This window comes from Streptomyces rectiverticillatus (genome assembly GCF_013394065.1).
Classification (GTDB): Bacteria; Actinomycetota; Actinomycetes; order Streptomycetales; family Streptomycetaceae; genus Streptomyces; species Streptomyces rectiverticillatus.
Window position 1 is genome coordinate 3,115,209 of the sequence record NZ_CP040752.1, and the last position, 15,030, is coordinate 3,130,238.

Genomic DNA, 15,030 nt, shown 5'->3' on the forward strand with positions numbered 1-15,030 from the left:
TGGAGCGGGACGGTGGGGTCGTGGTGGTGGTGCAGACCCGGCGGGGCCTGCGAAGTCTGGGGGGTTACCGGGAAGCGGGGCCGGAGCCGGGGCCGGAGCCGGCACCCCGGCCGGATGCCTCGCCGGCGTCGTCGGCATCGGCATCGGCTTCTGTGCCGGCCGCGGAGCAGTGCTTGTGACGGCGCAGGTCCTCCAGCGTGGCGGCGGATCCCGGGAGTTCGGACCTGGCCGGGGCCATCAGGCCGTCGAGGAACAGCTGCAGGTGCCGGTGGACGAACTGATCGAAGGCCGCGCAGCCCTTGCCCGGCAGCGGCCGGGTCAACTGCGTGATGGCGACGATGAGATCACCGAGCCCGATGTCGTCGCGCAGCTGACCGGACGCACGGGCGTCGGCCATGATGCGCTCGACCTGCGCATCGAGGCGGTCGCGCGCCGCCACCAGCTCGGGGTGGTTGGGATCCACGCCCTCGTCCAGCAACGTGCAGAGCGCGCCGACCCGTTCGTCCGCGGCGGCGTGGACGAACCGCCTCAGCGATCGGAAAGCATCGGGCTCCTCAGCTCGTGCCGCCTCGGCCCGGTCCGCTAGACGGGCCATGACGGAGAGGGTGACATGGTGGATCAGCTCGCGGCGGTCCGCGAAGTGCCTGTACAGCGTGGCATTTCCGACCCCGGCCCGTCGAGCGATTTCATCGAGGGAGCCCTCCGCCCCGTATTCGACCAGCGCTTCCCGTGCGGCGGCGATGATCCGCTCGCGGTTGCGCAGGGCGTCGGCACGGAGGCGCGGCGGTTGAGCGGTGACCACGGCCTTGCTCCTTCGGGACGGGGGCGGGCGGACGGGACGGAACCCGGGACATAGCCCGGGACGTAGCCCGAGGCAGAACCGGGGAGAGGTTCCCCGTTTTCCTCGGACGAGGGGTAAACGGGGAGAAGGTCCCCGGATATTTCGCCGACCGCATGTGACACGCATCACCTATGCGGCGGTCCGGGCCGGCATGCCCCATCTGCCGCAGTCCGGGAAGCGCGCGGGGCCGCGGCGGCAGAAGGTGATCACAGAGAGCGGTACGGCCGGAGCGGCGGCGTCCGCGCCCTGGAGGTGCCTGCCTTGAAGGCCGTGACATGAAGGCCCTGGCCGTCGTGGTCATGGCGGCCACCGCGCTCGCCATGACCTCGCCGGTGCCCGCCGGGCACTTCGGGCACTTCGGGCCCGGCGCCGAGGCCGGGGCCGGCGGGCCGCCCGCCGCCGGGGACACCGGGGGACGGCCGCCCTCCGGCCCGTGCGCCCTGCCCGGCGCCACCGACAACGTCTCCGAGACCGCGCGCACGCCGCCCGGCTACGCCCGCTCCAGCGGCACCGTTCGCGCCGTCACCTTCCTGATCGACTTCCCGGACTCCCCCGCCACGACCACCCCGCAGGCGCGCTACGCCGAGTTCTTCCCGGCCGTCGCGGACTACTACCGGGCGAGCTCCTACGGGCGGCTCGACTACCGCTCCACGCCGGTGCTGCGCTGGATCCGGATGTCCCGCCCGTACGCCGCCTACGGGATCGAGCGCGGCACGCCCTTCGACGCGGACAGCGAGGACGGCTACCACGCGATCGCGGCGGAGATCCTCGACGCGGTGGACGACACCGTCGACTTCCGGCGCTACGACCTGATCAACGTGCTGGTGACGCCGGGCGCGGGGCCGCCGGCCACCGAGGACGTGCGGTCGGTGACGTTCGCCGGCTCCCCCACCGGCACGACCACGGCCGACGGCGCCCCCTTCAAGAACGTCTCGTTCATCTGGAGCCGCCAGACGGGCGACAGCCCCTTCCGCGTCCTCAACCACGAGAACGCCCACAGCTTCGGCCTGCCCGACCTCTACTACACGGGCCGCGGCGCCGCGCTGCTGAAGACGCCCGTGGGCCACTGGGACCCGATGGACGAGGACTGGGGCCCGTCCAACGACTTCCTCGCCTGGCACAAGTGGAAGCTGGGCTGGCTCGCGCCCGCGCAGGTGCGCTGCCTCGACGGGCCGGGCGTCGGCTCCTTCGCCCTGACCCCCACGTCGGTCCCGGGCGGCCTCAAGCTCGCGGTCGTCCCCGTCTCCCGGCACACCGTGATCACTCTGGAGGCGCGGACCCCCGGGCCGCTGGACCACGCGGTGTGCCGCCCCGGCGTCCTGATCACCGCGATCACCACCACCATGTCCACGGGCTCCGGTCCCGTACGCACCGCGGACGCCACCCCCGGCAGCAAGGGCTGCTACACCACCGACCTGAATGTGAACGCGGCGCTGAGCGACGCCCCGTACACCGCCGGGCAGCGGTACACCGGGCCCGGCGTGTCCGTCGACGTGCTCGGCGAGGACGACGAGGGCGACTGGCAGGTGCGGGTGCGGACAGTCAGGAGGCCGCTCGCCAGTGACGGCGGCCGAGACTGATCAGCCGCAGCTGCCGCCCGGCCGTGTCGGCGATGGCGCGCTCCTCCTCCGGGGACGCCTCCAGGAACGCCGACGCCGTCATCACGAGGTGGTCGACGTAGAGCCCGGCGAGCATGCGCACGTCCTCGGCGCTCCACCCCTGCGAGACCTCCTGCGCGGCGAGGGCGGCGGCGACCTCGTCCCCGAACCGCTCCAGCTCCGCCGCGATGGCCTCCCGCACCGCCCGCACCCCGCCGTGCCGTTCGCGGGCGATGAAGCGCACGTGCGCCGGGTGCCGCCGCACATGACCGGCCACGGCCTCGACGCTGCGGTCGATGACCTCCTCGGCCTCCTGCTGCTCCGCCAGCACGGCCCGGATCATCACGTGCAGGCTGCCGAGCGACTCCTCCACCAGCGCGACGCCGAGCTCGGCCATGTCCCGGAAGTGCCGGTAGAACGCGGCGGGCGCGACCCCCACGACCCGCGTGACCTCCCGCAGCCCGAGGCTGCTCAGGCTCTGCTCCTCCAGCAATCGCAGCGCGGCGTCGAGCAGGGCCTGACGGGTCTTCAGCTTCTGGGCCTGGCGGACCCCGAGGGTGGCATGGGTGCTGCTGCTCATGGATTCAGTAAACAACTGTTTGCCACGGGACGCCAGGAACGCTACGCTGGATTTCAGTGAACAACTGTCATTCCAACTGTTCACCCAAGAAGGGGAAGGACATGATCTTCCTAGTGGCGGCCGTGCTCCTCCTGGGAGTCCTCGTGGGCGCCGCCGCCCATCTCGCACTCCCCGTGACCATCCCGGCGGCGACGGCGATCGCCCTGTGGCTGCTGGTCTTCGCGATCCGCGAGCGCAGGAGGGAGCACTGAGATGCCGACGACTCCGACGACGACCCTGACGAAGCGCGCAGCACAGCGACCCACGACGGAGCAGGCACGGCCGCAGTCTCAACCGCAGCGACAGCCGCAGCCGGAGACGACTCCCTCCCGCAGGGAGGCCGACGGCATGGCGGTCGCCTCCTTCGTCCTGGGCCTGGTGGGTCTCCTGATCTTCAACATCGTCCTGGGCCCCCTGGCCCTGACCCTGGCCGGCCTCGCCCTCCTCCGCGGCACGAACCGCCGCGGCCGCGCCGCCCTGGGCCTGGCCCTGGGCGCCGCCGACCTGATCGTCCTGGCGGCCCTGGCCACCTCGGACCACACCCTGTCCTGGAGCTTCGGCCCCTGACCCCCGCCCGCCGCCACCCGCTACACTGGCGGCTACCTTGCCTCCGTAGCTCAGGGGATAGAGCACTGCTCTCCTAAAGCAGGTGTCGGCAGTTCGAATCTGCCCGGGGGCACACGGACAGAAAGCCCTCCCGTCCTTCCGGACGGGAGGGCTTCTGCGTTCCCCGGACGACGTTCACCAGGTGACCGGGAGGGACTCCGGGCCGCGGTTGATGGAGCCGCGGCGCCAGCGCATTTCGCTTTCGGGGACGGCGAGGCTCAGGTTCGGGAAGCGGTTGAGGAGGGCGGCGAGCATGACCTCCGCCTCCATCCTGGTGATCAGGGCGCCGACGCAGTAGTGCGGGCCGTGGCCGAAGGACAGGTTGGGGGCGTCGTCGCGGGTGAGGTCGAGGCGGTCCGGGTCGCGGAAGACCGACGGGTCGCGGTTGGCGGCGAGGTAGGAGACGTAGACGACGTCACCGCTGCGGATCACCGCCTCGCCTACCTGCAGGTCCTCGGTGGCGACGCGGGGCAGGCCGACGCCGTTGCGGTGCGGGATGTAGCGCAGGAGCTCCTCCACCGCCTGCGGGAGCAGGGCCGGTTCCGCGCGCAGGCGGGCCAGCTGCTCGGGGTGGGTGAGCAGCGCGTACACCATGTTGGACACCTGGTTGCGGACCGCGTCCATGCCGTTGAGGACGAGCATCACCGCGAGCGAGATCAGCTCCGGCATGCTGAGGCCGCCCTCTTTCTGGGCCTCGACCAGGGCGCTGAACAGATCGTCGCCGGGGTGCTCGCGGCGGTGTGCGGCCATGGCCTTGAAGTAGCCCGCGATCTCGCCCTTGACGGCGTTGCTCTCCTGCTCGGAGTGGTTGCTGGAGAGGATGACGCTGCGCCAGTTCTGCAGCCGGCCGAGGTCGTGGGGCGGGACACCGAGGAGCTCGCCGATGAGCTGGGCGGGCAGGGGGTCGGTGAGCCACTCGGTCAGGTCGGCCGGGGAGCCGTGCTCGGCCATGCGGGAGAGCATCTGACCGGCGAGCTCCTCGGCGCGGGGGCGCAGGACGGCGACGCGCTTGCGGCCGAAGGTGAGGGCCACGTGCCGGCGGATCCGGGTGTGGTCGGGCGGGTCGGTGCGGCCGACGCCGCCGGCCGGGGCGACGACGTGCGGCGTCATGCTGGTGACCGGCCGGTCGACGGTGAGGGCGCGGCTCATCCTGGGGTCGGCCGCGACCGTCTTGACGTCCTCGTACCGGGTGGCCAGCCAGGCGTCGCCCTCGCCGAACCGCAGCCGGATCCGGGCGATCGGCTCCTCGCGCAGCAGGCGGTGCATGAGCGGGTCGAACTCCAGGCCGGGGAGGTGGTCCACCGGCCAGTCGTGAACCGTCTCGCCCGGCTTACGGAAGGCCGGGCAGGACTCCCCGGCCACGGCCACGGGATCTGCCCCTGCGGAGCCCGGGCCGGACGTCGCATCGCGCAGCGCATCGGGCGGCGGATTCGTCAGCGGTTCGGCCATCGGGCCCTTCCTCGCTCGCCGGGCATCGCTCTCACCACGCGACGGGCAGGTGCTCCGGCCCCCGGATGAGCGCGCTCCGCTGCCACCGGATCTTCTCCACCGGCTCCGCGAGGCGCAGGTCCGGGAAGCGTGCGATCAGGCCGGAGAGGATGATCTCGGATTCCAGGCGGGCGAGCATCGAGCCCAGGCAGAAGTGCGGTCCGTGCCCGAAGGACAGGTGCGGATTGTGCTCCCGGTCGAAGTCGATCTCGTCCGGGTGGTCGAAGACGGAGGGGTCGCGGTTGGCCGTGAGGTACGAGGAGTGCACCACTTCACCGGCCCGGATCAGGACGCCCCTCACTTCCACGTCCTCCGTGGCGATGCGGGCGATGCCGACGGCGTTGCGGTGCGGGATGTAGCGCAGCAACTCCTCGATGGCCTGCGGGAGCAGCTCCGGCTCACGGCGCAGCCGCTCCAGGTGGTGGGGGTGGGTGAGCAGGGCGTAGACCATGTTGCTGCTGTTGTTGCGCACGGCGTGGGCGGCGCTGGCCTGGATGAGCAGGGCGATGGCGACGGCTTCCTCCGTGCTGAGGTCGCCCTGCGCGACGGCGGCGGCCAGCTCACTGGCGAGGTCGGGGCCCGGCTCCGCGCCCTTGCGCGCCAGCATCTCCACGAAATAGGCCGCCATCTCCGCCTTGGCCCGTTCGCTGGCCTCCCGCCCGTGGCCCGCGGACAGCAGGACCTCCGTCCAGCGCGCCATGCGCGGCTGATCGGCCTCGGGGACGCCCATCAGGTCGCTGATGACGGCGAGGGGCAGCGGGCCGTTCAGGTGCGCCATCAGGTCCGCCGGGGGCCCCTCGCGCTCCATGGCGTCGAGGAGTTCACCGGCGACGCGCTCGGCGCGGGGCCGGAGCCGTTCGAGGCTGGCGGGTGTGAAGGAGCGCGCCACGGCCTTGCGCAGGCGGGTGTGCTCGGGCGGATCGGCGAAGCCCACCGCCTCGTCGAGCGGGATGAAGTGGGGGGCGAGCCGGGTGATCGGGCGGCCGAGCACGGCCTGCCGGCTGAACCGCGGGTCGGACGTGACGAACTTGACGTCCTCGTAGCGCGTCACGAGCCAGGCGTGCCCCTCGCCGTGGGGAAGCTTGACCCGGGCGATGGGCTCATCCCGGAGCCGCTCGGCCATGAACGGGTCGAAATCGAGCCCGCGGAGATCGTCCACGGCCCAGAAGCGCACCGGGTACTGATCCGAGTCGGATGCTGTCGTCGTCACCATCAGTGCCCTCCCGCCCACCCCTGTCACTTACGAACCGTTGCTCACGAACCGGACGTCTGTACGCGGCCCTTCCAGGACAAGCTCCCCGCAAAGCCGCACCGGCAACGGGCCTCGCCGGGAAAATCACCCGTACGGCTTACAAGGCGGCCGGCCCCGGCCACTCTCGGCCACCCCTCGACCAACCCATTCGTCCCCCCTTCCCCCCGCCCCCCTCGTACGACTTGCAGCTGATCGGATTGTCCGTCAGGCGGCTAAAGTCGACTTGACCACTGGTTGTCGGGGCCAGTGCACGTGGTTCCGGGACGCCGGGTGTCCCGGGGGGAGGGCATGTATCCGCATGAGTCGTCGCTCCAGTGGACTGATAGGGATCTGGGCCGAAACGCAGCGCCAGCAACATCGCCTGCGGGAGGCCGAGCACCGGGAACGGGTGCAGTTCCAGAGGGAGCAGGAGCGGCGGGAGCGGGCGGCGGCGCGGGAGGCCGCGCGGGCCGACCGGGAACAGCGGGCCGCCTACCGGCAGCGGCGCGAGGCCGAGGCCCGGCGGCGCACGGAGGAGATCGAAGCGCGCGTCGCGGAGCTGACGGGGCTGCTGGTGACGGGGTGCCAGGTGCCGGCCTTCTCCACCGCCGCGCTGCGCCGCCCCGAGACCGTGGAGCCGTTCAACCCGGGGCACCTCGGGCAGCCCGTCCCCATGCCGGACCCCGGCTTGTACCGGGCCCAGGGCGGCTGGGGCTTCGGCGCGGGGCACGGCCGCGAGCAGTACGACCACGACCTGCGGGCCGCGCAGGCCGCCGAGGGCACGCGCCTGCAGCAGCTGGCGGCGTACAGGCGGCAGTACGAGCAGTGGGCCGCAGGGCAGCTCGCCGAGATCCGGGAGCACAACGCGGGCGTGGAGGAGATGGTCGCGGCGCTGCGCGCCGGTGACACCGACGCCGTCGTCGACTACTTCTCGGCCGCCCTCTACGCCTCCTCCGCGTGGCCCGACGAGTTCCCGCACCAGGTGTCGGCCGCCTACGACCCGGCCGCCCGGCAGCTGGTGCTGATGTGGGAGCTGCCGGGTTACGACATCGTGCCGGAGGCGAAGGCCGTGCGGTACATGCCGACCGCCGACCAGGAGAAGGAGACGGCGCGGCCCGCGGCGCAGCGCCGGGCCGTCTACCGGGACGTGCTGGCCCAGTGCCTCCTGCTGGTGCTGCGCGACCTGTTCGCGGCGGACGGGTCCGGGGCGCTGGAGTCCGTCGTCGTCAACGGCTTCGTCGACGACCACGACCCGGCCACGGGTCGCCGTGCGCAGATCGTCCTGGCCTCGGCCACCGTCTCCCGCTCCGTCTTCGCCGGGCTGCACCTGGAGCAGGTCAGCGCGGTGGACTGCCTCACCGACGGGCTCGGCGGGCAGCTGTCCGCCCGGCCCGACCAGCTCGCCGCCGTACGCCCGGGCCGGATGCCCGCCGACGTCGGGCGCGGCGTCGTCTCCCACGGGGGCGGCGACGACCCCGATCTCTACGAGATGGACCCGGTCGCGTTCGAGGCGCTGGTCGCCCAGCTCTTCCGCGCCCGGGGCATGCAGGCCGTGATGACGACCCGGTCCAACGACGGCGGCGTGGACGTCGAGGCACTGGACCCGGACCCGATCAGCGGCGGCCGGATCATCGTGCAGGTGAAGCGGTACCGCAAGACGGTCCCGCCGACGGCCGTCCGGGACCTGTACGGCACGGTGCAGGGCGCCGGCGCCAACAAGGGCGTGCTGGTCACCACGTCCGGCTTCGGCCCCGGGTCGTACGCCTTCGCCAACGGCAAGCCCCTGACGCTCGTCCCGGGCGAGGAGCTGGTGGGGCTGCTGCAACGGCACGGGCTGCGGGGGCGGCTCGGCGGCGGCAGCGGGACGCAGGGCGGCCGGCAGCCCGCTCCCCCGGCGGCCGCGCCGGACGGCGGCGCGCCCGGCGCACCCGGCACTCTCGGAGATCACGGAGATCACGGAGATCACGGAGATGGCGGAGATCACGGCTCTCCCGGTGACCACAACGTCCTCGGCATGTCCTGGTCCGGCGCCGTCGCCCTCGACGTGTGCGCCCTCGTCTGCCGAGGCACGCGCGTGCTCAGCGACGACCACTTCGTCTTCTTCAACAACCCCGCGACCCCCGACGGGGCCGTGCGCGCCGTGCCGCCGCCCCGCGAGGACAAGGCCGCCGTCCGCGTCGCCTTCGAAGCGCTCCCGGCGGACGCCGACCGGCTCGTGCTCGTCGCGGCCGTCGACCCGGCCGTCAACCCGGACGCCGACCTGGCGGGGTTCACCGACGCCCGGATACGGCTGGCGGACGGCGCTGGCGCCGAGCTGGGGCAGCTGGAGGTCTCCGACGGCCGGGCGGGCGAGACCGCGCTCGTCCTCGGCTCCTTCCGGCGGCGCGCGAACGGCGACTGGGACTTCGTCCTCGGCGGGCAGGGGTACCGGGGCGGGCTGGAGGAGCTGCTGGAGGAGTACGGGATCGAGGTCGCGTAGATCGCGGTGGCGTAGACCGGGGGTCGCGTAGATCGCGGTCCCCGGGCCCGTCTCCCCGGGCCGTCTCCCCGGCCCCGTGAGTTATCCACAGGCCCCCGTTCGTGTCGGCGGACCGCCCTAGACTTTCCGCATGGCCGACCTCACCGAGACCGCCCGCCCCGCTGACCCCGTCCCTTCCCCCTCCCCCACACCCGACGCTGCGGGCAGTGAGGCTCTGGGCTGCTTGCGGCGCGTCTTTGGATACGACGCCTTCCGGGGCGATCAGGAGGCGATCATCGAGCACGTCGTCGCCGGCGGCGACGCGCTCGTCCTGATGCCCACCGGCGGCGGCAAGTCGCTGTGCTATCAGATCCCGGCCCTGGTCCGGCCCGGTGTCGGTGTCGTCGTCTCCCCGCTCATCGCCCTCATGCAGGACCAGGTGGATGCGCTGCGCGCCCTCGGCGTGCGCGCGGGCTTCCTCAATTCCACGCAGGACGGGGACGAGCGGCGGATGGTCGAGGCCGAGTTCCTCGCCGGCGAGCTCGACCTGCTCTATCTCGCGCCGGAGCGGCTGCGCGTGGAGAGCACGCTGCGGCTGCTCGACCGCGGCAAGATCTCCCTCTTCGCCATCGACGAGGCGCACTGCGTGGCCCAGTGGGGCCACGACTTCCGGCCGGATTACCTGGCCCTGTCCGCGCTGCACGAGCGCTGGCCGGATGTGCCGCGCATCGCCCTGACCGCGACGGCCACGCAGGCCACCCACACCGAGATCGCGTCCCGGCTGAAGCTGCAGGACGCCCGCCACTTCGTCGCGAGCTTCGACCGGCCCAACATCCAGTACCGCATCGCGCCGAAGAACGACCCGAAGAAGCAGCTGCTGGAGCTCCTGCGCACCGAGCACGCCGGGGAAGCGGGCGTCGTCTACTGCCTCTCCCGCAAGAGTGTGGAGGACACGGCGCACTTCCTGGTGCAGCACGGCATCGACGCCCTGCCGTACCACGCCGGGCTCGACGCGGGCACCCGCGCCGCCAACCAGGCGCGGTTCCTGCGCGAGGACGGGGTCGTCGTGGTGGCCACGATCGCCTTCGGCATGGGCATCGACAAGCCCGACGTCCGCTTCGTCGCCCACCTCGACCTGCCCAAGTCCGTCGAGGGGTACTACCAGGAGACGGGCCGCGCCGGGCGCGACGGCCTGCCGTCCACGGCCTGGCTCGCCTACGGCCTGCAGGACGTCGTCCAGCAGCGCAAGATGATCGACGGCTCCGAGGGGGACGAAGCCCACCGCCGCCGGCTGGCCGCCCACCTCGACGCGATGCTGGCCCTGTGCGAGACCGTCGAGTGCCGCCGGGTGCGGCTGCTGGCGTACTTCGGGCAGGAGAGCGGCCCCTGCGGCAACTGCGACACCTGCCTCACGCCCGCCGAGACCTGGGACGGCACCGTCGCCGCCCAGAAGTTCCTCTCCGCGGTCTACCGGCTGGCGCGGGAGCGGCGGCAGAAGTTCGGCGCGGGCCAGATCATCGACATCCTGCTCGGCAAGAAGACCGCGAAGGTCATCCAGCACGACCACGACGGCCTCACCGTCTTCGGCATCGGCACCGAGCTGAGCGTCGCGCAGTGGCGGGGCGTGGTGCGGCAGCTGCTGGCGCAGGGGCTGCTCGCCGTCGAGGGTGACTACGGCACGCTCGTCCTCACGGAGGCCAGCGGCGAGGTGCTCGGCGGCCGGCGCGAGGTGCGGCTGCGCAGCGAGCCGGAGCGCCCGGCGCGGGTCTCGGCGAAGTCGGGCGGTTCCGGCTCGGGCTCCGGCAAGCGGGCCGCGCCCGCCGACCTGCCCGCCGAGGCGGTCCCGGTCTTCGAGGCGCTGCGGGCCTGGCGCGCGGCCACGGCGAAGGAGCAGGGCGTCCCCGCCTACGTGATCTTCCACGACGCGACGCTGCGGGAGATCGCGACGGCCGCACCCGCCTCCCTCGAAGCGCTGTCCGGGGTGAGCGGCGTGGGCGAGAGCAAGCTGGCGAAGCACGGCGAGCGGATCCTGGAGCTGCTCGCGGAGATGCGGGAAGAGGCGTGAGCGGGCCGGGGCCGGGCCAAGGCCGGTGGCGAGGCCGGGGCCGGGACCGCGGCCGTGAGCAGCCGGCCGCGTGCTCTCACCTCACCCCGGTGAGGTGGGCGTAGACGACCACGTTGCCCAGATAGGCGTGGCTCTCCTCGGAGAACCCCCCGCCACAGGTGATCACCCGCAGCTCAGCGCGCTTCGACGGCCCGTACACCTTCTGCGACGGGAAGTCCGTCCGGCTGTACACCTCGATCGCGTCGATGGTGAACAGCACCGTCCGGCCGTCCGCGCGCGCCACCTCCACCCGGTACCCCTTCTTCAGGGCGCCGAGGTTGTAGAAGACGGCCGGCCCGGTGGCGGTGTCGACGTGCCCGGCGACGACGGCGGTGCCGTTCGCGCCGGGCGCCGCCCCGTCCGCGTACCAGCCGGCGAGGTTGCTCTCGTCGTCCCGCGGGCTGGAGAGGCTGCCGTCCTGCAGCAGGCCCAGCGGCTGCAGCGGCGCGTCCACGTCGATCGCCGGGATCCGGACCCGCGTGGGCACGGCGGCCGGCAGCGGCGGCACCGCGCGCTCGCCGCGCACCGGCCCCACGGGCGGCCCGGCGGCCGGGAAGGCCTCGGCCGCGGAGGGCACCGGGGGCGGGTCCTGGATGTCGGCACCGCGCTGGATCAGCCAGCTCCCGAAGCACAGGGCGACGGCGATGCACGCGGCGGCGACGGCCTTGCGCCGGGACCGGCGCGCCTGCAGCAAGGACAGCGGGGGGCGGCGGGGGCCGGGCGGGAGGGCCGTGGAGGGCCCGGCGGAGAGCGGGGACGCCTGGGCCACCGTGACCGCCGCGGCCCGCCTGTTCGGGTTCCGGCGCATCCGCCGCGAGTTCCGCGGCTTGCGGGAACCGTGCGCCCTGCGGACGGCCCGTTCGCCTGCGTTCTGCGACTGGGACATCGTTCTCCTCCACCGCGCCCCTGGTCCCCGGACGCGCGCGCGTTCGGGGACCAGGGAACGGAGCCGGCCGGGGGCGCGTCAGACCCGGTTGCCGCTGCTGCCACGGCGCCGCAGGTACCAGGTGCCGCCCACCGCCGCGGTGGCCAGCACGGCCGCACCCGCCATGAGCTCGGTCATGCCGGAGTCGTCGCTGGTGGAGCCGACACCGGTCTTCATGCCGCCCTTCGGGGGCTTGGCGGGGGTCGTGGCGGACCCGGAGCCCGTACCGGAACCGGAACCGCTGCCCGTACCGGGGCTCGCGCTCGAATCCGAACCGGAACCGGAACCGGAAGCCGAGCGCGAGCCCGGGCCCGAGCCGGTGGAGACGACCAGGTCGCCCGTGGCCTCCTTGCCGCTGTGGCACTTGACGCCGACGCCGTACGTGCCGGCCTTCGCATTGTTCGGGACCTTGAAGGTGCCGACGACGGACTCCTTGTTCGTGCCCGGCTTGAGCTGGAACGAGGCCGGGCCGCCGACGGCGCTGGCGTCGCCCGTGCCCGAGCCGTTGGCGCCGCAGGCGGTGGTGTTCACCGTGACCTCGGCGCCGGGCTTCGCGGGGTTCGGGCCGACCTCCAGCTTGCCGAAGTCCCCGGCGAGCGCGGGAGCGCTCGCCAGCCCGAGGGCGGCTATGGACAGGGCGGTCCCGGTGAGCACTCGTGAGTTACGCATGCTTGTTCCTCCGTGAGCGCGGCCGCGGCACTTCGATGTGCCACCGAAAGGAGTGGGGGGTCCGCGCTCCTCAGAGCCGAGCGAACCGGGATCCGGCCCCTCCCGCACCCTGACGTCACATCAGAATCACCGGCCCGGAACGGCCCTCCGACCCCGGCCGGCGGACGTAAGAGCAGGTCACCGACGGTGACCATACGGTAACCGGAGGGGCGTCCCCCGGGCGCGGCAAATGGGTGAACCGCGGGGCGCACGGCACCCGCCGTGAATCACACGGAACGGTGACCCCACAGTCGGAGGGGGCACTTCCGCCGGGGGCGCGCGTATGCTCTGCGCCCATGGGGGAGGAGACCGAGGGCCCCGTCAACACCGAGATGCGCGGCGAGAATTGGCGGGTCCGCATTTCCACGTCCGGCGGGGACGTCCTGGGTGCCGGCATCCTGCTGGCCGCCGATGCGGTTCTCACCTGCGCCCACGTCATTCCCTCCGGCCCCCGTGACCCCGCCTTCCCCACCGCCCCCACCGGTGACGTCCTGGTCGAGCTGGTCGGGGTGCCCGGCGCACGCCCCGTGACGGCCCGCGTGGCCGACGGCTGCTGGGTGCCCGAGCTGGAGGACTCCCGGGGCGACGTCGCCCTCCTCACCCTCGACGAGCCGCAGGACGTCCGCCACGCCGCCCCGCTGCACCGCGTCGCGCCCACGCGCGGCCGGACGGTGTGGATGTGCGGCTTCCCCGGGACCAGGGAGCTCAAGGACGGCGTGTGGTTCCGGGCCACGCTCGCCGGGCCGTCGGGGCCGCGCGGCGAGTGGGTGCAGATGTTCCCCGTGACGCCCGAGGAGACGGTGCGCCCCGGCTTCAGCGGGGCCGCCGTGACGGACGCGGAGACCCACCGCGTCCTCGGCATGGTCGTCAGCCGCTACGACGACCGCTCCTCGGCCGCGCCCGCCGATCAGCGGCTGCATCTGTCGTACATGATCCCCATCGAGACCGTCGTCCGGCACCTGCCGGCCATCGCCCGCTACGTGAGCGGCGAGCGGGGCAACGGCCTGCCCTCGGTGCCGCGGAGCGCGGCCCGGGACCGCGACTTCGCCCGCTGGCTCGCCCGCTGGTTCGCCGCCGCGGAGGGCACACGGCGGGTGGAGGCGATCGTCATCAAGAAGGGCGAGGCGGTCCGCTCGGCGACGCTCAGCAGAGCGGTCGCCCTCGCCGACCGCGAACTCCCCGCGGACGGCCCGGCCCCGGCCGACGGCACCGACGGGCCTGACGGGCCCGGCGCGTTACCCGGCGGCCCCGGCACGTTCCACCAGGACCGGAAGCAGCTGTGCAAACAGCCGGCACAGCTGACGCAGCAAGCACAGCCGACGCAGCCACCACCGCACCAGGCCACGCCACCGGACGCACCCGCCCCCCGACCCACTGGAAGCCAGTCCGCCGGAACCCGGCCCGCCGGAAGCGAGCCCGTGGGAAGCCGGCCCGCCGGGCACCGAGCCACCGGGCACCGGCCCGCCGGCATACGGCCCCCCGCGCCCCGCAACGCCCCGCCGCCCGGCACCCCGCCCGACCCCCGCCCCGGCCCCGGCCCCCGGCCCGGCGCCAACGGCACCTCGCGCCGCCCTCCGCCCGCGTACGAGACGGAGGACGACGTCCTGCCGCCCCTCGGCAGCGTCGACCTCGCCCTGGACGTCTCCGGGGAGACCGTCGCCAGGGTCGCCGAGCGCATCGCCGACCGGCTCGGGCTGCGCGCCACCACCGCCACCGCCGCCGCCACCGCCGACGAGGAGGACGAGGAGGAGCAGTCGCCGGTCGGCCGCCTGGGCGCGGCGCGGAGCGTCCCGCTGACGATCGTCGCGGAAGGCGTCGACTACGCGGCCGACCCCCTGGCACTGGTCGAGTTCACCGGGCTCCTCGCCGCCCGGGGCGCCCGGCTGCTCCTCGTCTTCCGCAACCCCGAATCGCAGAGCCTGGAGCTGGCCCTGAGGATGGCTGACCCCGCCAAGGACGACATCGCCGCACGCCTCGACCGGGTGCGCGAGGGCATCGACCACATCGCGCGCCGCGAGCGCACCGCCTTCGAGAAGGCCGCCCTCATCGCCCCGGTGCGCCCCGTGCCGCAGCACGCGGCCGCCCTCCGGCTGGACCTCACCGCGCTGCGCCGCCACCCGGAGCCCGGCGGCGAGCGCTTCCTGGCCGACCTCGCCGCCTTCGAGCGGACCGTGGAGTCCGGGCTGCTGCGGATAGAGGAGGCGATCGGCCTGGCCGAGGCCCGGATCGCCCGGCGCAACGAGCTGCGCGGCCGGCTGGAGGCCTTCTTCGCGCTGCTCGCCGCCCGCAGCCTGGAGGAGGAGCGGGCCGCCGGGCCCCTCTACCGCACCGCCCACAATCTCCTCTACCAGGCGCCCTGCGAGCTCGCCGAGGCCGAGCGCGCCGTGGAGCGCTTCGCCGAGGCCGTACGGCACCACACCCACCGTCCGCGAGGGGGCGACCCCGGATGACC

Annotated in this window: 11 protein-coding genes, 1 tRNA gene and 1 pseudogene; 7 read left to right on the forward strand and 6 right to left on the reverse strand. The window is 73.6% G+C overall.

All coding sequences use genetic code 11. The features are described from left to right. Nucleotides 1–178: 178 nt before the first annotated feature. Nucleotides 179–802: pseudogene (locus FGW37_RS13335) on the reverse strand (TetR/AcrR family transcriptional regulator); the annotation flags it as partial. 314 nt (nucleotides 803–1,116) lie between these two features. Here FGW37_RS13335 and FGW37_RS13340 point away from each other — a divergent pair. After that, nucleotides 1,117–2,421 carry a M6 family metalloprotease domain-containing protein gene (locus FGW37_RS13340; protein ID WP_179081274.1) on the forward strand — a complete coding sequence of 435 codons (1,305 nt, stop codon included), beginning with the start codon at nucleotides 1,117–1,119 and terminating at the stop codon, nucleotides 2,419–2,421. Here FGW37_RS13340 and FGW37_RS13345 read toward each other — a convergent pair. After that, nucleotides 2,384–3,019, reverse strand: a complete 636-nt coding sequence (locus FGW37_RS13345) for a TetR family transcriptional regulator (RefSeq protein ID WP_179081275.1) — start codon at nucleotides 3,017–3,019, stop codon at nucleotides 2,384–2,386. The genes FGW37_RS13340 and FGW37_RS13345 overlap by 38 nt on opposite strands. A gap of 101 nt (nucleotides 3,020–3,120) precedes the next feature. Here FGW37_RS13345 and FGW37_RS13350 point away from each other — a divergent pair, with 101 nt between their 5' ends. From FGW37_RS13350 to FGW37_RS13360, 3 genes are all read left to right on the forward strand, one after another. Next, nucleotides 3,121–3,270, forward strand: a complete 150-nt coding sequence (locus tag FGW37_RS13350; protein WP_179081276.1) for a hypothetical protein — start codon at nucleotides 3,121–3,123, stop codon at nucleotides 3,268–3,270. 1 nt (nucleotide 3,271) lies between these two features. Next, nucleotides 3,272–3,625: a hypothetical protein gene (locus FGW37_RS13355; protein WP_425506526.1), complete on the forward strand. Its 354-nt coding sequence runs from the start codon at nucleotides 3,272–3,274 to the stop codon at nucleotides 3,623–3,625. Between the two features lie 39 nt (nucleotides 3,626–3,664). Then, nucleotides 3,665–3,737, forward strand: a tRNA-Arg gene (locus tag FGW37_RS13360). A 62-nt stretch (nucleotides 3,738–3,799) separates the two neighbouring features. Here FGW37_RS13360 and FGW37_RS13365 read toward each other — a convergent pair. After that, on the reverse strand, nucleotides 3,800–5,113 hold the full coding sequence (locus tag FGW37_RS13365; RefSeq protein WP_179081277.1) for a cytochrome P450: 1,314 nt from the start codon (nucleotides 5,111–5,113) through the stop codon (nucleotides 3,800–3,802). Between the two features lie 31 nt (nucleotides 5,114–5,144). Beyond that, entirely contained in the window at nucleotides 5,145–6,365 is a 1,221-nt protein-coding gene (locus FGW37_RS13370) for a cytochrome P450 (protein WP_179081278.1), read from the reverse strand. 337 nt (nucleotides 6,366–6,702) lie between these two features. Between FGW37_RS13370 and FGW37_RS13375 the strand changes: the two genes are divergently transcribed. Continuing rightward, the gene (locus tag FGW37_RS13375) at nucleotides 6,703–8,862 is read left to right on the forward strand and encodes a restriction endonuclease (protein ID WP_179081279.1); all 2,160 of its coding nucleotides are present in this window, start codon (nucleotides 6,703–6,705) and stop codon (nucleotides 8,860–8,862) included. A gap of 130 nt (nucleotides 8,863–8,992) precedes the next feature. After that, nucleotides 8,993–10,906, forward strand: coding sequence for a DNA helicase RecQ (gene recQ, locus FGW37_RS13380; protein WP_179081280.1), 1,914 nt, complete (start codon nucleotides 8,993–8,995; stop codon nucleotides 10,904–10,906). Nucleotides 10,907–10,982: 76 nt separating this feature from the next. On the opposite strand, the gene FGW37_RS13385 is transcribed toward recQ, so the two are convergent. Together FGW37_RS13385 and FGW37_RS13390 are read right to left on the reverse strand one after the other, a co-directional pair. Then, entirely contained in the window at nucleotides 10,983–11,636 is a 654-nt protein-coding gene (locus FGW37_RS13385) for a class F sortase (RefSeq protein WP_179084680.1), read from the reverse strand. 273 nt (nucleotides 11,637–11,909) lie between these two features. Continuing rightward, entirely contained in the window at nucleotides 11,910–12,539 is a 630-nt protein-coding gene (locus FGW37_RS13390) for a hypothetical protein (protein WP_179081281.1), read from the reverse strand. A gap of 335 nt (nucleotides 12,540–12,874) precedes the next feature. Here FGW37_RS13390 and FGW37_RS13395 point away from each other — a divergent pair, with 335 nt between their 5' ends. After that, the gene (locus FGW37_RS13395; RefSeq protein ID WP_179081282.1) at nucleotides 12,875–15,028 is read left to right on the forward strand and encodes a S1 family peptidase; all 2,154 of its coding nucleotides are present in this window, start codon (nucleotides 12,875–12,877) and stop codon (nucleotides 15,026–15,028) included. Nucleotides 15,029–15,030 lie beyond the last annotated feature (2 nt).